The sequence below is a fragment of the Rhodoferax sp. GW821-FHT07G04 genome, from assembly GCF_059418585.1.
This window is the reverse complement of the sequence record NZ_JBWKQD010000001.1, coordinates 1,583,003-1,603,369: the sequence shown is the minus strand read 5'-3', so window position 1 is coordinate 1,603,369 and position 20,367 is coordinate 1,583,003. Positions and strand designations below refer to the sequence as shown.

Here is a 20,367-nt window from a genome sequence, read left to right as displayed (position 1 = left end):
GATCCCGAGGAGACAACACCCATGAATACCACGCAACGCAATACAGCCATACTGGCAGCCTTGCTCACCTTGGCTGGCTGCGGCAAAAGCACCGGCATTGGCGGCACCGCCGGCGATGCCAGCCCTGAAACGCTGAAGGTCAACGCGCAATTTGCGCAGAGCCTGAAGCTGGACGATCCGCAAGACTTTGAAGACGCCAAGCGCGGCTTCATGGCCAAGCCCACCGGCAAGATCACATTGGCGGATGGCACGGTGCTCAAGGACTTCGACGCCTACAACTTCCTGGCCGATAAGGCGCCCGAGACGGTCAACCCCAGCCTGTGGCGCCATGCCCAGCTCAATGCCAATATCGGCCTGTTCAAGGTCACCGACGGTGTCTACCAACTGCGCGGCTTCGACATCGCCAACATGACGCTGATCGAAGGCAAGACCGGCTGGATCGTGGTGGACCCGCTGACCGCGCGCGAGACCTCCAGCGCGGCCCTGGCCTTTGCGCGCCAGCACCTGGGCGACAAGCCGGTGTCGGCCATTGTGCTGACCCATGCCCATGCCGACCATTTTGGCGGTGTGCTGGGTATCGTCACGCCGCAGGAAGTGGCCGAGCGCAAACTGCCCATCGTGGCATCGGCCGGCTTCCTGGAAGAGGCGACCAGTGAAAATGTGCTGGTGGGTACCGGCATGGCGCGCCGCTCGCTGTACCAGTTCGGGCGCGACCTACCACGCTCGGCCAAGGGCAATGTGGATACTGGCCTGGGCAAGGACGTGGCCTACGGCACCATTGGCATCCTGCCGCCCAACCGCCTGATCGAGCAGCCCGCACAGGCCCTGCAACTGGACGGCGTGGATTTTGTCTTTCACAACGTGCCGGGTGCCGAGTGCCCTGCAGAGCTGACCTTCAGCATCCCCAGCAAAAAGCTGTACGACGGTGCCGAGAACCTGGCCCAGACCATGCACAACCTGTTGCCGGTGCGCGGTGCCAAGGTGCGTGATGCCTTGCGCTGGTCCAACTACATGGACCAGGCGCTGGAGCAGGTCCAGGATGCGGACATCTATATTGGCTCGCACAACTGGCCGGTGTGGGGGCACGCCAATATCCAGAAGCTCATCACCATGCACCGCGACGTATACAAGTACACGCATGACCAGACGGTGCGCTTGATCAATGCAGGCTACACGCCGCGTGAAATTGCCGATGCGGTCAAGCTGCCCAAGTCATTGTCGGACTACTTCGGCGCGCGCGGCTACTACGGCGACCTGCGCCACAACGTGAAGGCGGTGTACCAGTTCTACATCGGCGCCTACGATGGCAACCCGGCCAACCTGAACCCATTGCCGCCGCAAGAGTCCGCCAAACGCTACCTGGAGCTATTGGGCGGTGCCGACAAGGCGGTGTCGGCCGCACAGGCGGCCTTTGACAAGGGCGACTACCGCTGGGCCGCTGAGCTGTTGAACCACGCCGTGTTCGGCGACCCATCGAGCAAGGCCGCCAAGGAGTTGTTGGCCAGGACCTACGAGCAGATGGGCTACATGGCCGAGGCGTCGACTTGGCGCAACTCTTACCTGACCGCAGCGCAAGAGTTGCGTAACGGCCCGCCCGCCAAGGGTGCATCCAAGGCCATGCTGATGGAGATGCTGTTGCAAACGCCGATTGAGCGCTTTCTGGAAGCCATGGCCGCAGGCTTGAACGGCCCGGATGCCGAGGGCAAGGACCTCAAGATCAACCTGGTGCTGACCGATCTGAAGGAAACCTATGTACTGTGGATCGAGAACGCCGTGTTGCACTTCAAGCGTGCAGAGGCAGCCCCCGACGCCAACGCCACGCTGACACTGACCAAGGACATCTTCGTCAAGATGATTGCCGGTACCGCAGGCGTCAAGGACACGCTGCTCAGCGACGACCTCAAGCTCAGCGGCAGCAAGATCGATCTGGTGCGCTTCTTCGGCCTGATCGACAAGGCGCCCGGCAACTTTGCCATCGTGACCAAGTAAGACCATGCGGCACTTTTCCCAATTCGTACTCGGCCTGGTGGCCATGGGTCTTTGCTGCGGCGCGGTGGCGGCCCCGCTGGAGATCGCTGGCGTTGTGGTCGAATCGGCCATTACCGTGGCTGGCAGCAAACTGGAACTCAATGGCGCTGGCGTGCGCTACAAGGGCTTTTCCAAGATCAATGTCACCGAGATCCACGCCAGCAAAAAATTCAGCTCGCTGGACGAGCTGGTAGCCCTGCCCGGACCCAAACGCGTGACCCTGACCATGGTGCGCGAGGTAGCGTCCGGCCTGATGGGCAAGTCGTTGACGCGGGGCATTGAAGACAACTATCCCAAGGCCGAAATTTCCAAGCTGGTGTCCAGCCTGATACGCGTCAGCGAGGTGTTCAATGCCAACAAAACCCTGGCGGTCGGCGACAAGGTCTTGATCGAGTGGATTCCCGGAACCGGCACCGTGGTCACGGTTCGCGGCAAGGTGCAGGGTGAACCCTTCAAGGAGCCCGAATTCTTCAAAGCGATTGTGTCGATCTGGCTGGGGCCCGTGCCCGTGGACTTCAAACTCAAGGACGCCCTGCTGGGCCAGTCCTAGGCGAGCTCTCGGCTAGTGGATGGCCTTGATGGCCTGCAGGCGGCGCGCCAATTCTTGTCGCAACTCCTTGCGCAGCACTGCTTGCTCGTAGCGGCGCTTGGCGCGGTCATCTTGGGGCTGCAGTGGTGGCACTGCGACGGGCTTGCGCTCGTCGTCCACCGCCACCATCGTGAAGAAGCAGCTGTTCACATGGCGCTGCTGTTGGCTGCGGATGTTTTCCGCCAGCACCTTGACCCCTACCTCCATGGACGAAGTACCGGTGTGGTTGATGCTGGCCAAGAAGGTGACCAGCTCGCCCACGTGTATGGGCTGCAAGAACATCACCTGGTCCACGCTGACCGTCACCACATAGCGCGCTGCGTAACGGCTGGCGCAGGCGTAGGCCACCTGGTCCAATAGCTTCAAGACCGTGCCGCCGTGCACATTACCGGCGAAGTTGGCCATGTCGGGTGTCATCAGCACGGTCATGCTGAGTTCGTGGTTGGCGGTACTTGTCATGGTTTTGTGTAGGGTAGAGGGGGCGTTGCCGTATTGTCGCCGTCAACGCCGGAACTTCTTACTGGCGCTGACGATGGAGAGGTCGGCAAAGTCCAGGCCGGTGTGGTTGTCGGGGCTGTAGCTGATCTCCATGCCACCCAGGTCAAACTTGTGCATGCCTTCCAGGGCCGCTTGCAGGCGTTCCCGCGTGGGCTTGCTACCGCTGCGGCGCAAGGCCTCGACCAGGACTTTTGCCGATGCAAAGCCTTCCAGCATGGCAGGGCTCACCTCGGTGATGTTGCGTGCGCGGGCCAACTGGGTAGCCTCGCGGACCAATGGCACGTTCAGCGACTGGGGCAGTACCTGGCTCACGATGACACCGGCCGCGTCGGTCCCCAGCAACTGCATGAAGCCGTCGGACGCATTGTTGGACAGGGTGACGAATTGCATCTTCTGGCCATCGGCCTTGATGGCCCGGATACCGGCAACGACGGCGGGTCCGGTGCCAATGATCAATGCGGCCTGTGCCTGGGCCTGGCGCAGCAGCGGGATGGCACTGGCAAAGTCCGGCTTGCTGCGGTCGAACTTTGCGACCACCGCGGCCCGCAGATGGGTGGCATCTAAACCGCGTTGCGCACCCTGAAGGCCATCCAGGCCAAAGCTGTCGTCCACGTGCAGCACGGCGATGCGCTGTATGCCGATAGAGGCCAGGTGGGTGACGGCCCGTTCGGCTTCACGCTGGTAGGTGGCCCTCACATTGAATACGTAGCGGCGCACCGGCGTGTGCAAGACCATGGCGCCGGTGGACGGCGCAACCAGGGGCACGCCGTATTGCTCCAGCACCGGGATCACCGCCTCGGTGTGGGGCGTGCCGCGGGTCATGAATAGGGCGACAACCTGCTGCTGTTCCACCAGTGTGCGGGCATTGACGGCCGATAGCTTGGGGTCGAATTGGTCATCCAGTGTGATGAGCGTGATCTGTTCGCCCGCTATGCCGCCCTTGGCATTGATGGCGTCGATATAGAGCTTGGCGCCAACGCCGGTCTCTTTGACGGCAGCAGCCACAGGGCCGGTGATGGCCGTGGTTTGTCCTACCAGGATATCGGCTTGGGCCGTGGCGACCCAGCCCAGTGTTGCCAGCAATAGCGTGGCGATGCGTGGGATTTGCAACATGCGCGTGTCTCCTTATGGTGTGGCTTTTTGTGTCGCTTAGCCACTGCGCATCTTCTGTGCCATACCAGCCTGCAGGCTAAGTACTTGTTTTTACTGGGAATGTGGGTGGCGCGCGTTGCATGGGGTCTGGATGCTCAGAAACCCGGCACCAGGCTGTCACGAAATCCGCATGCGCGGCCATCCACATTTGCCCAAGGGCGTCTAGGGGCGGCCCACCGGGATATTGTGTTTCTTGAGCTTGTCGTACAGCGTCTTCTTGGGTATGCCCAGGCTCTCGGCAGCAGCAGCCACATTGAAGGCACTGGCGCGCAGGGCTGCAGCAATCAGCGAGGACTCGTAGGCGTCCACGCGAGCTGGCAGGCCGTCGTCGCCCGATGCTGCGGTGACGGCGCGTGCTGCCGCGTGCTGCAGCCCGATGTCAGCCACGCCGAGGACCAACTGGTCGGCAAAGTTGCGCAGCTCGCGCACATTGCCGGGCCAGTCGCGTTGCTGCCATTGCGCCATCTCTTGCACGGTCCAGGTGGGGACCGGCTTTTGGTAGCGCAGCGCTGCACGCTGTACAAAGTGGGCCAGCAGCAGAGGGATGTCTTCGCGCCGAGCATTGAGCTTGGGCAGGTCCACACTGACTACGCCCAGGCGGTAGTACAGGTCTTCGCGGAACTTGCCCTCGCTGTTGAGTTGGCGCAGGTCGACCTTGGTGGCCGCGATCACGCGGCAGTCCAGTGCGACGGTGGCATTACCGCCCAGGCGCTCCAGTTGGCGCTCTTGCAAGACGCGCAATAGCTTGACCTGCAAGGCCATGGGCATGCTCTCGATCTCGTCCAGGAACACCGTGCCGCCGTTGGCATATTCCAGCTTGCCGATGCGACGCTTTTGCGCACCGGTAAAGGCTCCGGCCTCATTGCCAAAGATCTCGCTCTCAAACATCGACTCGGGCAGGGCGCCGCAGTTGATGGCCACAAACTCGCCCTTGCGCCCACTGGCCAGGTGCAGTTGGCGGGCTACAACCTCCTTGCCGCAACCAGTGGCACCATTGACCAGTACATCGGCCTGCGTGGGGCCTATGTTCTGTATGAACTGGCGCAGCTTCTCGATGGACGGTGATTGGCCGATCAGATCGGGCATCGTGGGGTGGGCCGCCCAGGTCTTCTTGAGCTGGCGGTTCTCCAGCACCAGGCGGCGTTTTTCCTGCGCGCGCAGGCAGCTCTCCAGCAAGCGGTCTGCGGCAAACGGTTTTTCGATGAAGTCGTAGGCACCGTTGCGCATGGCGTCCACCGCCATCACCACGTCGCCATGGCCGGTGACCATGATGACCGGCAGGTCGGCGTCGAGCTGCACGGCATGGGCCAGCAGGTCCAGGCCCGATGCGTTGGGCAGGCGCACATCGGTCACCAGGATGCCGGCATAGTCGGCGCCCAATAGCGTGAAAGCCTGCTCGGCGTTGGCGCAGGCCTGCACCTTGAAACCACCCAATTCCAGGGTTTGCGTCGTTGCAAGACGCACCGCATGTTCGTCTTCGACCAGGATGGCGTGGAGCTTGGTCATGGGGGCTTCCTTGCTTAACGTGATGGGGCTGCGCTACGGGGCAACGTCACGACAAATTCTGCACCGCCAGCGGCGCGGTTGTGGGCTGTCAGCTGGCCATTCATGGCCTGCACAATCGACGAGGAAATGGCCAAGCCCAGACCCAAACCATGGCCCGAAGCCTTGGTGGTGAAGAAGGGCTCAAACAGGTGCTTGACCACATCCGCTGGCAGGCCGCCGCCCGAGTCCAGTATGCGGATGGTGACGCACTGTGCGTCCGCCTCCAGCAGCACCTGCACCCTTTTTTCGATGGCGGTCTCCACCGCGTCCAAGGCATTGCGCATCAGGTTGATCAAGACCTGCTCCACGCGCACGGTGTCGCCCAGCACATGCAGGCTGGTGGGCATGTGCAAATCCAGCTGCACTGCCTGCCGGCTGAATTCGCCATCCAGCATCAGTGCAGCCCCTTGTATGGCCTGGTTGACGTTGACATCGGTCACCGCTTCCGGGCTCTTGCGGGCAAAGCCCTTGAGCTGGCCGACGATGTGGCCCATGCGCTCGCTCGCGGCACTGATGTGGCGTAGGTTGTGGTCGGCCTGCTCTGCGTTACCACGCGACAGGTAGGTGCTGGCATTGTCGGCAAAGGCGCGTATCGCCGTCAGCGGTTGGTTCAGCTCGTGGGTGATGCCGGCCGCCATCTGGCCCAACATGGCCAGTTTGCCGGCCTGCACCATCTCGTTGCGGGTGGAGCGCAGCAGGTTTTCGGTTTGTTGCAGCTTGTCGTACTTGGTGGCCAGTTGTTCATTGGCCAACAGCAGTTCCTGCGTGCGTTGGGCGATTTTCTGCTCCAGGTTGTCGGCGGCCAGCTTCAGCGCCTGCTGGGCTGCACTGCGTTCTTCCAGGCGGCGCCTGCGCTGGTGCTGCACTGCGGCCACGGCCGCCGCTACGGCCAGGAGCAGCAGCGTGACACCGGCTGTCTGCACGCCGGCCCGTACCACCTTGGCCTGGGCCGGGAAAAGCATCAGCTGCCAGCCGAGCCGACCCACCGGTCGGGCCACGTAGTTGCCAAATCCCGCGCGCTCGGCTTTGGCCAGGTCGGCAATGGGATCGATGGTCTTGCCGACGTATTGCAGCGTCTGCTCAATGTCGCGCTGTACTGCCGGCTCCAGCGGTCGCAGGCTGTGGTAGTTCCAGGCACCGCGGTTGCTAAGAAAAACCACGCCATGGCTGTCGGCCAGTGCGATGGGGTCTTCGTTGCTGCGCCAGGTCTGCTCGAAGGTATCGAGCGTGATCTTGACGGCAACCACGCCTATGGGGGCAGCCGAACCCCGCTTGACGCCGGCCGGGTACACCGCCTGCGAGATGAAGTAACCCGGGATGCTGGTGGTGTTGCCAATGGCATAGAAGTATCCGGGCTTGCCATGGATGGCATCGTAAAAATAGGGCCGAAAACCGAAGTTTTGGCCCATGTAGCTCTGTGGTGTGTCCCAGTTGCTGGCCGATATGGTGCGGCCCTTGTCGTCCATCAGGTAGATGGCCGCCACCTTGGCCTGCTGTGCCAAGTCTTGCAGCGTGGCGTTCAAGGCGGCTTGCAGTACCGGCTTGTCGGGTGTGGCCAGCAACTGTGCGGCCAGTGGCAGGTGGGCCACGGAATACGGCAGAGTGTCAAAACGGTCCAGCACCGCCTCCAGGTCCAGGGCAATGATCTGCAATTGCCGCTCGCCACTGAGCTGGATGTTGTCGGACGCATTGCGCGCGCCCAGCCAATAGGCCGCCAGCACCAGAGCCACCGCGAGCGCCAAGGCGCCGGACAACGAAGCAATGCGTCGCGATGGGTGCATGGGGCTAGTCTACCGCCGCCATTTTCAGTTCGTCGTTGTGGTGGCGTTGTTGCTCTTCCATGACCAGTTGGCCCAGTTCGCGCTTGAGGGCGTTGAATGCCGCCGAAGACGGATCGCGCAGGCGTGGCAGGTCCACCAGCAGGTCGCGCTTGACGGTGCCGGGCCGGTAGGTCATGACCACAATGCGGTCGGCCAGGTAGATGGCTTCTTCGATGCTGTGGGTCACGAAGAGGATGGTCTTCTTCAACTCGGACCAGATGCGCAGCAACTCGTCTTGCAGGTTGCGCCGGGTCAGAGCGTCCAGTGCACCAAAGGGCTCGTCCATCAGCATCGTCGGCGAGTCCAGGGCCAGCACGCGGGCAATGGCCACCCGCTGGCGCATGCCGCCGGACAGGTCCTTGGGGAAGCGCTGGCGAAAGTCCGTCAGGCCCAGCATGGCCAGCAGCGCGGCTACCCGGGTCTGTATCTCGGCCTTGTCCATGCCCTTGATTTCCAGGCCAAAGCCGATGTTCTGTTCCACCGTCATCCAGGGGAACAGTGCGTATTCCTGGAACACCATGCCCCGGTCTGGTCCCGGTCCAGTGACCGTGGTGCCGCTCACGGTGATGGCGCCCGAACTGGGCAATGCAAAGCCGGCCACCGCATTGAGCAGTGTGGACTTGCCGCAGCCCGAGGGCCCCAACAGGCAGACGAACTGGCCTTCGGGGATGTCGAGGTTGATGTCGCGCAGCGCGACGACCTCTTTGTCCGCCGTCTTGAAGATCTTGTTGACGGCTTGAACTTGGATGTGTTTTGCGTTCATATCAGCTCTCCAGGCCACGGTGCCACCGCAGCAAGTGGTTATTGAGTTTGTTCATGGCTATGTCCAACGCCAGGCCTATCAGACCGATCGTGAACATGCCGGCCATGACCTTGTCGGTCCAGGCGTATTCGCGGGCTTCGTTGATGCGAAAGCCCAGGCCATCGGGCACGGCAATCAGCTCGGACACGATCACGATCATGAAGGCCGCGCCAATCGCAATGCGTATGCCGGCCAGGATGTAGGGCGTGGCCGCCGGCAGCATGACCCGCAGGAACAGCGTGCTCTGGCTGGCGCCCAGGTTGCGCGCGGCCCGCAGGTAGATGCTGTCGACCTGGCGCACACCGACGATGGTATTGATCAGCACCGGGAAGAAGGCCGCGATGGCAATCATGAATACGGCCGGCGGATTGCCCAGACCAAACCACAGCATAGCCAGCGGCGTATAGGCGCTGGGCGGAATGGGGCGCAGCACCTGCACCAGGATGTAGAGCTTGTCGTAGATGCGCTGGTTGGCCCCCATCAGAATACCAATCGGCAAGGCCAGACCCCCACCAATCAGAAAGCCGATCAGCACGCGGTACATGCTGCCTTGGGCGTCACGCAGCAATTCGCCCGACAGGGCCCAACTGATCCAGCTTCCGGCGTCGGGAGCATAAGCCTCGGCCGGGCTGATGTACTGCACCCAGCGCAGTGCCACGGCCCAGGGCGATGGCAATTTGAGTGGGCTGACCCAGCCCAGCACACACACCAGTTGCCACAGCGCGATCACGGCCACCGGGACCATGAGCCCCGAGGCAATGGCGCGTCCATTGAATGCCTTCTTCATGTTATCGCTCCTTGTGGCTACTTGATGGCCAGGCTTTTCTTGGCCTGGTCCAGCAGGTCGGTCCGCACCCAGTCGGAGGCCACCGGGGGCTTGGCCATCTTGCCCACGCCGTACTTGGTCATGGTGTCGGTCGTGGTCTGGATGTGCGTGGGCGTGATGTCAAACGAGTAGGGTGAATTGGCAATTGCGTCCTGAAAGTCTTCACTGGTGATCTGGCCTTTGAAGATGGTCTCGCGCACATACTTCTCGGCCAGGCCCTTGGTCTCGATGAAACCCTTGGTGGATTCGACAAAACAGCGCATGAATTTCTCGGCCACGGGGCGACGCTCTTTATAGAACTTCTCGGTCATGACCAGCGTGCGCACGGGTTCACCAATGGGCGTGTCATAGGGCTTCATGACCTCCACACCAAAACCCTTGTTGATGGCTTGGGAGGACTGGGGTTCGCTCTGCATGATGGCGTCCAGGTTCTTGCCCAACAGCGCCTGGTTCAGGTCGGCAAAGGCCAGGTAGACCACCTGCACGTCCTTGCCGGGCTGGTCCGACATGGTGAGCCCGTTTTGGCCCAGCTCCGCGGCCAGCAGCACCTCGTGGATGCCGCCGCGGGTCACGCCCACGCGTTTGCCCTTGAGGTCTTTGACGGTCTTGATGCCGGCGTCGGGACGCGCCACCAGGCGCGCGCCGCCTTTGGCAAAGCCGGCCACCACGTAAATGGGGGCACCGTTGGCGCGGCCGGAGATGGCGCCTTCGGAGGCCGTAGCGCCCACGTCCAGCTCACCCGCCAGAATGGCCTGCATCACGTCCGGGCCTTTGGCGAAGACATGCTCCTCGACCTTGATGCCGCACTTGGGCGCGATCTCCTTGATGTAGGAGATCGCGCCGTAGTGCGCAAATTTCAGATTCCCCAGGCGGACCACTTCTTGCGCTTGGGCGGTCGCGGTGCACAGGGCGGACAGCGCCAAAGCGCCCATCAGCAGTTTTTTAATCGTCATGTTGTCTCCAATGAAAGTACAGCGAACAAAGACCATCCATGCTTTTGCACGCTCCGTGCCAGCGGTGATGTAGCGCTAAGTCATTGATTTCAAAGAAGTCTTTGGCGGTGATGCGACTCGGTCCGTGCGAAATGTCAGAACTGTCGCCGGTGATTCCGGGTTTTCGCGCGAGCTGAAAGTGATGCCAGAATGGGGCCGTGGGTTGGCGCACCGACCAACCCACCGGGGCATTGCATGATGGCCCAGCGATTGCCCACCAACAGAAATGGACACACACGACACCATGGCCCGTAGTTCTCTCCTGATGGCCCCCGCGCTGCTGTTGGCGCTATGGGCTTCCTGTATATCCACGGCCTGGGCGGCTCCCGCGCCCGCGCCGGTGGGCAATGCCACCACGCTGATGGCCAAGCACGCCGAGTTCCAACCCCAGCTGCAGGCCAAGGCCCTGGGCGAGCCGGTGCATCTGGTGTCACAAGACACGGGCAGCCATCTGCAGGCCGACGTGTACACCGAGTTGTCCTTGCCGTTCGCACAGATTGGCAGCCTGCTCAGCGCGACGGACTCGCTGTGCGGCGTGATGTTTCTGCACCTCAATGTGCGCGCTTGCCAGCCCACGCGCGGCGCCAGTGGCGATGGTTTGGTCTTGACCGCAGGCCCCAAGCAGGGCGTGACGGGCGGGTCCATCTACACGATGAACTACAGCATGCGCGTGGAAGCGTCTACCGCCGATTACGTGCGGGTGGCGCTGACGGCGGCCAGTGGGCCCTTGTCCACATCGGATTACCGCATCGTTTTTGAAATCACACCGTTGGAAGGCCAGCGTACGTTTTTGCACTTTGGCTATGGCTATAGCTACGGCACCATGGCCCGCATGGCCTTGGGGCTGTACTTGGCGACCGCAGGGCGCAGCAAGATCGGCTTCAGCGTGACCGGCACCGGCAAGGATGGCAAGCCACAGTTTGTGCAGGGCGAGCGCGGCTCTATCGAGCGCAATGTGATCCGCAATTACCTGGCGCTATTGGCTTACACCAGCGTACCCGGCGCGCCGGGCCAACCCCAGATGGATGCCCGCCTGCGCGCCTGGTTTGCGCTGTCCGAGCGCCATGCGGCGCAACTGCACGAATTGACGTTGGACGAATACCTGGCGCAAAAGCACGAAGACCTGGCGCACGCACCCACCGCGACCCGTTAGGCGAGGCCGGGGGTTATGGCGTTACCAATCCGTCCATGCGCACCACCTCAAAGCTGGAACCCTTGACGCTACCCAACTCCGACACCAGCTTGTCATTGTTCCAGCGTGGATCGGGGGCGCCGCTGACGTACCAATTGGAGCCGTTGTCGGCCACGAACATGCCGTAGGTCTTCATGCTTTGCAAAATGGCCTTGCTCTCGGTGCTGAAGCTGGCCGGAATCACATAGCTGGCCTTGAGCCGTACCCGCATGCCCATGGGGGGCACATTGGCGCTGGTATTGCTGGATGCCCAATGCGTGGCCGGGGGCACATAGGCCTTGCGGGTTGTGCTGACTGTGAAGCGCAGCGCGTGGCGGATCACGCCGGTGGATGCTTCGTCATAACGCGCCAAACCCGGGAAGATAGGTAGGCCTGCAGCGTCTGCACTAGTCCAGCCCGGCCGCCCGCCGGGGCGTACCGTGTTGGAGTCGGTGTAGAAGACGGCGCCGCCACTGGCGCGCCAGGCGCCGCTGCTTTGCGGATAGGAGTTGCCCATTTCGTACAAGCGATTGGCATCGCGGTCTATGACCAGCACATGGCGGTCGCCGCCAAAGGCACCGCCGCTCGCCAACTGGCCTTCAATCGGCGCATCGGCCGGTACGGGGTAGGGACCGGGGTCGCTTTCATCGCCGTAGTCGGTGAAGGTGATGGGTACCTTGGCCTGCGCGGAGGAGACGACAACATAAGGAATGCCAATCGGCGCGCCCTCGTACAGGCCGGAGCCAAAGTCCGGGTGCAGGCCCCGGGTCAGGCCTATGCTGGCAATCAGTGCGTCGGAATTCGGGTCTACCGCGGCGCCCGAGACATCGGTGTTCCAGGCGTTGTTGGCGGGGAAGGGGATGGCGCCATTGAGACTGGCACCCGCGCCCAGACTGGCGCCACTGAGGTTGGCGTAGACCGCAGAGCCACTACCGGTGCCCGGTGCGCTGCTGCCTACGCTGAGCAAGGCATAGGAGTTGATGCGGACGCGTACATTGTTGTAGGTGGTGCCTTGGAAGCTGACCGCACCCAGCGTCAACAGATTGGTGGAGGCGTCGAATGTATCGGCCGACGGTGTGCCGCCGTCCACACCCAATAGCGTGTAGGCATTGATGGTGGCCCGCACCTGGCTGTAACTCGTGCCCGCCAAGGACACGCTGTCCAGCGACAGCAGCTTGCTGCCCGCGTCAAACGAATCCACGGCGTGCGCCTGCAAGGGCGCGCCCAACGACACCATTGCTGCCGCCCAAGCGGTGCAGGCAAGCATGCTGTTTTTTGACTTCATAGTGACCTCTCGAATCCAGTACGAATCTTCGTCGGTCGATACGGAGTTTTGCCATGGGGCGCCTCGATTTTTGTAACCGTTGGTGTCCCGCGCGGGCCCGGTCTGCCTGATCTGTGCGCCGCCATACGGATGGTTGACGGCAAATACGTAGACTGATTCTGCTATGGATACGCTCTTCGCTTTGGAACAGCCTGTTGTGGCTCCGCTGCCTGTGCCGGCTGGCTACCCGGCAGCGCTGGTCGGTTGCGCGGGTTGGGGCCAGGTATCCGGCGCGCCGCTGTTTTCTGCCATGGAGGGCAGTCAACTGGTGCGCTATGCCGCGGTCTTCCCTGCCGTTGAAATCAATTCTTCTTTTTACCGCGCCCACCGCCAGTCCACGTACGCGCGGTGGGCGGCGTCTGTGCCGTCAGACTTCCGTTTCTCCGTCAAGCTGCTGCGCACCGTCACCCACGCTTTGCGCTTGGCACGCGCGGATGCGCTGCTTGCGCAGTTCAAGGACGAGACCGATGGCTTGGGCCAAAAACTGGGCTGCGTGCTAGTGCAACTGCCTCCCAGTTTGGAGTTCGATACGCTGGCGGCTGACAGTTTTTTTAAAAAAATGCGCACGCAATTCCCTTGCATGCTCGCCTGCGAGGCGCGCCACCCGTCGTGGTTTGGCGCGGAGGCCACGGCGATACTGGAGGCCCATGCCATTACCCGCGTGGTAGCCGATCCGCCCCAGGGCCAGCCCGGAGAGCACGAGCCCACGACGGCAGCCATTTACATGCGCTTGCATGGCTCACCCAACATCTACTACTCGTCCTACCCCGACGACTATTTGGCCCAATTGGCGGCAAAGCTGGCCCAGCATGCGCACCGGAGTGCGGAGGCTGCGTGGCTGATCTTCGACAACACGGCGTCTGGCGCTGCGCTGACCAATGCCTTGGCCGTGCTGCACGCTCTTGGCGTGAACCCGCCGCCTTACCGAAACAGCGCGGATAGATGTGTGATGTAGGCCAGCGCGGACAGCGCGGCCAATACCCACAGGGCCGCATAGGCTAGCGTTGCGCGCACGGTACCTTTGTCTGAGCCCGCCACCGCCTGCACCACATGGGCACGCATGCCGTGGTACAGCGCTGCAAGCTTGGCCGGGAGTGGCTTGGCAACGTCAGAAATGAGGGTGTTCATATCGTCCGTCCGTCAGTGGGTTGGTCAAAAGCAAGACCAACGGTAGGCGCGGCCTCGCCGCGCATCTGTACGGTGTCCCACACAGATACACGGCGTAACAAGAATCTGTCGGGTGCTCCACCAGCCGGCTTGCCTATACTGGGCGGCTCAAAACTGAGCTCCCAAGCATGCTGACACCCGAACAACAAGCTACGTACCGACGCGATGGCTACCTCGTGCTGCCGCACTTCAAGTCTCCCGCTGCCATACAGGCTCTGCGCCAGCGGGCGGGGGAGATCGTGGATGCGTTTGTACCGTCAGGCACCAAAACCATTTTCACCACCAATGACCAGGCCCGGTCGATTGACCGCTACTTTCTGGATTCGGCTGCCAACACGAGTTGCTTTTTTGAAGAGGAAGCCTTCGGACCGGAGGGTGAACTGCGCCAGGCCAAGGCGCTGTCCATCAACAAGATCGGGCATGCCATGCATGACATAGACCCCGTTTTCTCTGATTTTTCACGCGGGCCGGAACTGCGGCAGCTCGCCCACGACCTGGGCCTGGCGCGGCCTGAGATCTGGCAATCCATGTATATCTTCAAGCAACCCGGTATCGGCGGTGAAGTGGGGTGGCACCAAGACGCCACGTTCTTTGAGACCACGCCTATCAGCGTGACCACCTTCTGGTTTGCCCTGGAAGACGCGACGGTCCACAACGGTTGTCTGTGGACCCAACCGGGCTCCCACCGCAGCCCGCTGCGTGAACGCTTTGTGCGCCAAGGGGATCATGTCACCATGCAAAAGCTGGACGCGACACCATGGCCAGACACCAGCACGGCCATCCCCTTGGAAGTAGAGGCAGGTGCTTTGGTGGTGTTCCATGGATTGCTGCCGCACTACAGCGCGCCCAACCGTTCCAGTGCGTCACGCCATGCCTACACCTTGCATGTGACGGATGCCACGGCGCAGTATTCCGCGGCTAACTGGATCCAACGCGGCGCGGAGTTTCCCGTGCGTGGCTTCTGAATGAGCACCTCCCCAATCCTATGAATGCCATCAACCACGCCGCGACGGCGCTTGCCATCAACCGCAAGTGGCCTGGTGTGCCCATGTTGCTGGTACTGCTGTCGGTTCAACTGGTTGAGGTGCTATGGGTGGCGTTCAATCTGCTGGGCATTGAGGTGACGACGACCGAACCCGCAGTGCGGGCCATCAACGATATCCATCTGGCCTTCATGCCGTATTCGCACTCCATCGCCAGTACCGTGGTGCTGGCATGCGTGGTCTGGTGGGTGGTCGCCAAATGGTGGAAGAAGCCTGCTTGGGCTACGGCTCTGGCCGTAGCGGTCGCGAGCCACATCGTGCTGGATTTGGCGACCCATGTGCATGACATCGCCTGGGCGCCCGGTGTCGATGCGCCGAAGCTAGGATCCGGCTTGTATGCGCTACCCCTGCTGGCACTGGCGGTGGAGACCGCCTATGGCGTCTGGTGCTGGTGGGTGTTTCGGGGTTCCTGGGTATTGTTGGCGGTTATCGTGCTGTTCAATGCCGGGGCCATGACTTTTTACGCCCCTACCATTGCAGGGCCGGAGCAATGGTTGGCCGGCCACCCCCAAATCTTTGCGGCGGTGATTGGCCTGCACATCGTCGCGGGCTGGGTAGCGGTCGGTTTCTTTGCGCGCCCGCAGTGGCGGGGACTGGTTGGCAGGGGCGGGTAACTTCTGTCTGCTAACTATCCGCCTCAAGAGGCCTTATCCACCAGTGCAAAGTCTTCCTCCACGGCCAGACCCGGGAAGTGGAAGCGCACCGGTCCATCGGGCTTGGCATTCACATACTGGTAGACCATGGCGTCCGTACTATTTCGGACGGCGTCTGGTGTGCCTTCCATTGCGACCTTGCCGTTGGCCAGCACGATGACGTGGTCGGCAATCTCCAGCGTCTGCTTGAGTTCATGCGACACAAACACACTGGTCAGGCCCATGGAGTCATTGAGCTGGCGTATCAGCCGGGCCGCCGTCTTCAGCGAAATGGGGTCCAGGCCCGAGAAGGGTTCGTCATACATCACCAGTTCGGGGTCCAGCGCGATGGCGCGGGCCAATGCAATGCGCCGGGCCATGCCGCCCGACACTTCACTGGGGAACAGTTCGCGCGCGCCGCGCAGGCCCACGGCGTTGAGCTTCATCAGCACGATGTCACGAATCAACGCCTCGGGCAGGTCTGTGTGCTCGCGCAGCGGAAAGGCCACGTTGTCGAACACCGTGGAGTCGGCAAACAGCGCGCCAAACTGGAACAGCATGCCCATGCGTCGGCGTGCGGCATAGAGCTGCTCAGTATCCATGCGGCCCACGTCCTGGCCGTCAAACAGCATCTGACCAGTTTGCGCCTTGCGCTCACCGCCCATCAGCCGTAGCGTGGTCGTCTTGCCAGCGCCCATGGGGCCGATCAGCGCGGTGACTTGGCCCTTGGGGATGCGCAACGAGACCTTATCCAGGACCAAGTGGTCGTCGTAGGCGAAGCTCAGGTCCTGGAATTCAACCAAGGAGGGGTGCGTGGAGGGAGTTGTCATGGAAGAGCAGCGGCGTGCGGGTTGCGGCCTAGATGATAGCCGCGACGGTATTCCTCCCTCGGGTATGGGGCCTACAAACGCTTACACCTTGGGCTCGGTTGCCACCTGTTTATGGGATGTCGGATGTCTTGCGCCTTCGCTACAGTGCGCGGGCTGCCTGGAAAAGAAGCCCCCTACGGACGGTAGGTCAGGTAGCGGCAAGACTTTTGGCCCGGCTCTCAATTTTCACGACCTTCATGCAAGCATTCAAACACTTCTGTTCCGCCGTCTTGCTATGCCCCATCGTATTGCTATCGGCCTGTGGCGGTGGCAGCGGGTCTGGCAACGCGCAGACTGCGCCAACCCCTGCGTCAACACCCACCCCTACGTCCACGCCGACATCCGCCCAGTCGTACAGCATCGGTGGCACTATCAGCGGCTTGGGTGATGAGGCTGGGCTGGCATTGCACAATGGCATAGATTTTTTGGGCATCAGCCCGCAAGCCACATCCTTTACGTTTCCCCACTTGGTTGCGCAAGGCGCCAGCTACTCCGTGACGCTCGCCAGCCCACTGCCCTCCGGGCGTCGCTGCGAGATTCTTAACGGCGAGGGCCTTGTAGGATCGGCTGCCGTGCAATCGGTCATCGTGCGCTGCGATCCGGCGCCGCCTGCTGCTCCCGCACCGACGCCCACCTCGGTCAGCACCTTGGCAACGGGCTTTTCCAGCCTGCTAAGCATCGCTGCGGACAGCGCTGGAAATGTGTATGCGGCGGACACCTACACGATCACCAAGACTGCTGCGTCTGGCGGGACCACGGTGGTGAACGACCAGTATGGCCTTCCATTGCGGACCTTCTCCGCGCTGAAACATGTGGCTACCGACAGGACAGGTAATTTCTATGTCGTGGATGCGTCGGTTATTTGGAAGGTCTCGCCAACCGGCGCCATGGTATTCCTGGTGCAGCTTCCCGATCCTGTGCAAGGCCTCACAGTGGATGGTGCTGGTACGCTCTACATCGCAAGCAACAACACCATTCAGAGGTTGGTGCCGGGCAGTTCGCTCACAACAGTTGCAGGGGATCCCACTGCAGGTTTCGTGGATGGATCGGCCGCAGGCGCACGCTTCAACGGACCGCAGGCGCTTGCCGTAGATGCCGGTGGCAATGTCTATGTCGTGGATTCCAACAATCTTGCGGTGCGCAAGATATCTCCCGAAGGTCAGGTTACAACCCTGCAATTGGGGTCCGCATTTGCCAGTGACTGCGATTTTCTTGCCTGCAGCTACAGCCTGCCTACAGGCGTCGTGGTGGATGGGGGCGGCAATCTATACATCGCAGCCCGGGCTGTTTTGCGTTACACGGGCGGCGGGCATTCAGTACTTTTCTCCAAAAGCCAGCTATTCAAATATGCCACTGACAAGCGGGTGTCATCCCTGGACATCGGCGTCGCAGCGCGCGAGCCACTCAATGGCCCTGCGATAGACGGTACGGGCACGATTTACTTTGCCGGCACCGTCAGCCAATCCATTTTGAAAGTGCGGCCCTGATTCAAGGCTGTGCAGTGGGGATCAGGCGCTGTTTACGGCGGACACACCTGCTGCGCTCTGCGCAATGGCCGCCACCAGCGCTTCGCGCAGCGGATGCGGTGTAGCCACCTGCGGCAGCAACAGACCCACGCTGAACGGAATGGCCATAGCCAAGGGCCGCACCACCAGTTGCGGCCCTGCCATGGCCGCCGCGGTCAGCGGGTTGACGATGGCCACACCCAGGCCTTGCTGCACCATGGCGCATACGGCGACTGCACTGACCGTTTCCAGCTGTGTGGCGCGCTGCACACCGGCTTTTAGAAACATCGCGTCGATGGCCTGGCGGTAGGTATCGCCTTCGGCGAGGCTCACGAAACGCTCGCCCTCAAAATCTTGCGGCTGCAACAGTTTGCGCTGGCACAGGCGGTGGCCCGTGGGCAATACGGCGACTTCGTTGGCAGTGAGCAGGGGGCGTAATTCGACGCCGGTGGGTGCCTCGGTGGTTTCACCCAGGCCCAAATCAAAACGCTGCTCGCTCAGGGCCTGCTCCAGCCAGGGGGATTCCAGCGGTACGACGCTGACGCTGGCCTCGGGCAGGGCCTTGCTGAAGTGCTGCAGGGCCTGGGGTACCAGCGCGTGGGCCAGCGCGGGCAGGCAGGCCAGGCGCAGGCGGCCGGTGGAGAGGGTGCGCAGCTCTTGCGCGCGGGCGGCTATCTGTTCCAGGCCGATGAAGGAGCGTTCTACCTCCTGCATCAGTGCTAGCGCGCGTGCCGTGGGGCGCAGGCGGCCGCGTACGCGGTCGAAGAGGGGAAAGCCCAGCAGGTATTCCAGTCTGGCCAGTTCACGGCTCAGGGTGGGTTGGCTGGAATTGGTGGCGTCTGCTGCGCGGCTCAGGTTGCCGTGCAGCATGATGGCTCTGAATTGGGTTAGCTGGCGGTGGGTTAGTAATGGAGCTGGGTCGGAGCGCGCTCGGAGCCTGGGCGACTGGGCGTTTTGCTCCGTGTCCCCCGCCCGCTTTGCGGGCTCCTCCTTTACCTGCGCAAAACGCCCAGTCGCCCAGGTTCCTGGGGGTGTGGTCGCTGCTGGCTTGGTAGGGCGGGGCATGGGTTAACTATATCCAATTTGAATAATCGTTTAACAAAATTGGCATTGATTGAATAGATAGGGGCTGGGATCATCCGTCTTATGAACCCATTTACGCCCTCCACCCTCGCATCCCTGGCCCAACAACACGGCACGCCGCTGTGGGTGTATGACGCCGCCACCATCACGGCCCGCGTTCAGGCGCTGCGCCAGTTTGATGTGGTGCGCTTTGCGCAGAAGGCAAATTCCAACACCCACTTGCTGCGCTTGCTGAAAAGCCAGGGGGTGATGGTGGACGCCGTGTCACTGGGCGAAGTCGAACGTGCGCTGGCGGCTGGCTACACGCCCGGCCTGCACAACGGTCATGCCGAAATCGTCTTTACCGCCGACCTGCTGGACCGTACGACCTTGCCTCGTCTGGTCGAACTGGGCATCCCTGTCAACTGCGGCTCCATCGACATGCTGGACCAGTTGGGTGCTGTCAGCAAAGGCCACCCGGTTTGGCTGCGCATCAACCCCGGCTTTGGCCACGGCCACAGCAACAAGACCAACACCGGCGGCGAGCACAGCAAGCACGGCATCTGGCATGGCGACCTCGTGACCGCGCTGGCCAAGGTCCGCAGCAACGGGCTTGCGCTGCAGGGCTTGCACATGCATATCGGTTCGGGCGTGGACTATGGGCATTTGCAGCAAGTTTGCGGTGCAATGGTGGGGCTTGTGAAAACGGTCAAGGCGCAGGGTATGGATCTGCGTGCCATTTCTGCCGGCGGTGGCCTATCCATTCCCTACCAGGCAGGCGAGCCGTCGATTGATACGGCCCACTACTTTGCGTGCTGGAACGATGCCCGCCAGCAGATTGCCCAGGACCTGGGCCACGCCGTTGCGCTGGAGCTGGAACCCGGCCGTTATCTGGTTGCCGAATCCGGCGTGCTGGTGGCCGAGGTGCGCGCCACCAAGGCCCAGGGCAGCCAGCACTTTGTGATGGTGGACGCGGGCTTCAGCGACCTGATGCGTCCGTCCATGTATGGCAGCCACCATGGCATGGAGATCATCCACGCTGACGGCACCGCCGCCACGGGCGCCACCCAGCCCACCGTCGTGGCCGGGCCGTTGTGCGAATCCGGCGATGTGTTCACGCAGGGCGAGGGCGGCGTGGTGCTGCAGCGCGACCTGCCGACCGCCCAGGTTGGCGATCTGCTGGTAATACACGATACGGGGGCTTACGGCGCGTCCATGTCCTCCAACTACAACACCCGGCCGCTGATTCCCGAGGTGCTGGTGGACGTCGATGGCCAAGCCCGGCTGATACGCCGCAAGCAGACGGTGGCGGAGCTGATTGCGCTGGAAGTGATCTAGAGTT

19 protein-coding genes are annotated in these 20,367 nt (G+C 62.2%); 8 read left to right on the top strand and 11 right to left on the bottom strand.

The annotated features are described in order from the left end of the window. Positions 1-21: 21 nt before the first annotated feature. Together AC07OO_RS07425 and AC07OO_RS07420 are read left to right on the top strand one after the other, a co-directional pair. Entirely contained in the window at positions 22-1,989 is a 1,968-nt protein-coding gene (locus AC07OO_RS07425; RefSeq protein WP_495081409.1) for an alkyl/aryl-sulfatase, read from the top strand. 4 nt (positions 1,990-1,993) lie between these two features. Beyond that, entirely contained in the window at positions 1,994-2,578 is a 585-nt protein-coding gene (locus AC07OO_RS07420) for a chalcone isomerase family protein (RefSeq protein ID WP_495081408.1), read from the top strand. A 12-nt stretch (positions 2,579-2,590) separates the two neighbouring features. On the opposite strand, the gene AC07OO_RS07415 is transcribed toward AC07OO_RS07420, so the two are convergent. The 7 genes from AC07OO_RS07415 to AC07OO_RS07385 all read right to left on the bottom strand — a co-directional run bounded on the left by AC07OO_RS07415 (position 2,591) and on the right by AC07OO_RS07385 (position 10,213). Continuing rightward, positions 2,591-3,076: an acyl-CoA thioesterase gene (locus AC07OO_RS07415; RefSeq protein ID WP_495081407.1), complete on the bottom strand. Its 486-nt coding sequence runs from the start codon at positions 3,074-3,076 to the stop codon at positions 2,591-2,593. A 42-nt stretch (positions 3,077-3,118) separates the two neighbouring features. Beyond that, on the bottom strand, positions 3,119-4,228 hold the full coding sequence (locus AC07OO_RS07410) for an ABC transporter substrate-binding protein (RefSeq protein ID WP_495081406.1): 1,110 nt from the start codon (positions 4,226-4,228) through the stop codon (positions 3,119-3,121). Between the two features lie 201 nt (positions 4,229-4,429). Next, entirely contained in the window at positions 4,430-5,773 is a 1,344-nt protein-coding gene (locus tag AC07OO_RS07405; RefSeq protein WP_495081405.1) for a sigma-54-dependent transcriptional regulator, read from the bottom strand. Positions 5,774-5,787: 14 nt separating this feature from the next. Beyond that, positions 5,788-7,593, bottom strand: a complete 1,806-nt coding sequence (locus AC07OO_RS07400; protein WP_495081404.1) for a sensor histidine kinase — start codon at positions 7,591-7,593, stop codon at positions 5,788-5,790. A gap of 4 nt (positions 7,594-7,597) precedes the next feature. Continuing rightward, complete coding sequence (locus AC07OO_RS07395) at positions 7,598-8,395, bottom strand: ABC transporter ATP-binding protein (RefSeq protein ID WP_495081403.1); 798 nt, start codon at positions 8,393-8,395, stop codon at positions 7,598-7,600. A 1-nt stretch (position 8,396) separates the two neighbouring features. Beyond that, a complete protein-coding gene (locus AC07OO_RS07390; protein ID WP_495081402.1) occupies positions 8,397-9,221 on the bottom strand; it encodes an ABC transporter permease in 825 nt (274 codons plus the stop codon). Between the two features lie 17 nt (positions 9,222-9,238). Continuing rightward, complete coding sequence (locus tag AC07OO_RS07385; RefSeq protein WP_495081401.1) at positions 9,239-10,213, bottom strand: ABC transporter substrate-binding protein; 975 nt, start codon at positions 10,211-10,213, stop codon at positions 9,239-9,241. 283 nt (positions 10,214-10,496) lie between these two features. On the opposite strand from AC07OO_RS07385, the gene AC07OO_RS07380 reads away from it, so the two are divergent. Continuing rightward, entirely contained in the window at positions 10,497-11,405 is a 909-nt protein-coding gene (locus AC07OO_RS07380) for a hypothetical protein (protein WP_495081400.1), read from the top strand. Positions 11,406-11,418: 13 nt separating this feature from the next. Here AC07OO_RS07380 and AC07OO_RS07375 read toward each other — a convergent pair whose 3' ends face one another. Beyond that, a complete protein-coding gene (locus tag AC07OO_RS07375) occupies positions 11,419-12,708 on the bottom strand; it encodes a hypothetical protein (protein WP_495081399.1) in 1,290 nt (429 codons plus the stop codon). Positions 12,709-12,871: 163 nt separating this feature from the next. Between AC07OO_RS07375 and AC07OO_RS07370 the strand changes: the two genes are divergently transcribed. Beyond that, on the top strand, positions 12,872-13,702 hold the full coding sequence (locus AC07OO_RS07370; RefSeq protein WP_495081398.1) for a DUF72 domain-containing protein: 831 nt from the start codon (positions 12,872-12,874) through the stop codon (positions 13,700-13,702). Here the strand turns inward: AC07OO_RS07370 and AC07OO_RS07365 are convergent. Continuing rightward, entirely contained in the window at positions 13,669-13,875 is a 207-nt protein-coding gene (locus AC07OO_RS07365) for a hypothetical protein (RefSeq protein WP_495081397.1), read from the bottom strand. The two genes, AC07OO_RS07370 and AC07OO_RS07365, sit on opposite strands and share 34 nt — an antisense overlap. A gap of 167 nt (positions 13,876-14,042) precedes the next feature. Between AC07OO_RS07365 and AC07OO_RS07360 the strand changes: the two genes are divergently transcribed. Continuing rightward, positions 14,043-14,879, top strand: coding sequence for a phytanoyl-CoA dioxygenase family protein (locus AC07OO_RS07360; protein WP_495081396.1), 837 nt, complete (start codon positions 14,043-14,045; stop codon positions 14,877-14,879). A gap of 20 nt (positions 14,880-14,899) precedes the next feature. Next, positions 14,900-15,571 (top strand): hypothetical protein, encoded by a 672-nt coding sequence (locus AC07OO_RS07355; RefSeq protein ID WP_495081395.1) that lies wholly within the window; start codon positions 14,900-14,902, stop codon positions 15,569-15,571. A 23-nt stretch (positions 15,572-15,594) separates the two neighbouring features. Here AC07OO_RS07355 and AC07OO_RS07350 read toward each other — a convergent pair whose 3' ends face one another. Further along, positions 15,595-16,419 carry an ABC transporter ATP-binding protein gene (locus AC07OO_RS07350; RefSeq protein ID WP_495081394.1) on the bottom strand — a complete coding sequence of 275 codons (825 nt, stop codon included), beginning with the start codon at positions 16,417-16,419 and terminating at the stop codon, positions 15,595-15,597. A 236-nt stretch (positions 16,420-16,655) separates the two neighbouring features. On the opposite strand from AC07OO_RS07350, the gene AC07OO_RS07345 reads away from it, so the two are divergent. Then, complete coding sequence (locus tag AC07OO_RS07345) at positions 16,656-17,945, top strand: NHL repeat-containing protein (RefSeq protein WP_495081393.1); 1,290 nt, start codon at positions 16,656-16,658, stop codon at positions 17,943-17,945. Between the two features lie 21 nt (positions 17,946-17,966). Here AC07OO_RS07345 and AC07OO_RS07340 read toward each other — a convergent pair whose 3' ends face one another. After that, positions 17,967-19,028 carry a LysR family transcriptional regulator gene (locus AC07OO_RS07340; RefSeq protein ID WP_495081392.1) on the bottom strand — a complete coding sequence of 354 codons (1,062 nt, stop codon included), beginning with the start codon at positions 19,026-19,028 and terminating at the stop codon, positions 17,967-17,969. Positions 19,029-19,109: 81 nt separating this feature from the next. Between AC07OO_RS07340 and lysA the strand changes: the two genes are divergently transcribed. Then, positions 19,110-20,363, top strand: coding sequence for a diaminopimelate decarboxylase (lysA, locus tag AC07OO_RS07335; protein WP_495081391.1), 1,254 nt, complete (start codon positions 19,110-19,112; stop codon positions 20,361-20,363). Positions 20,364-20,367 lie beyond the last annotated feature (4 nt).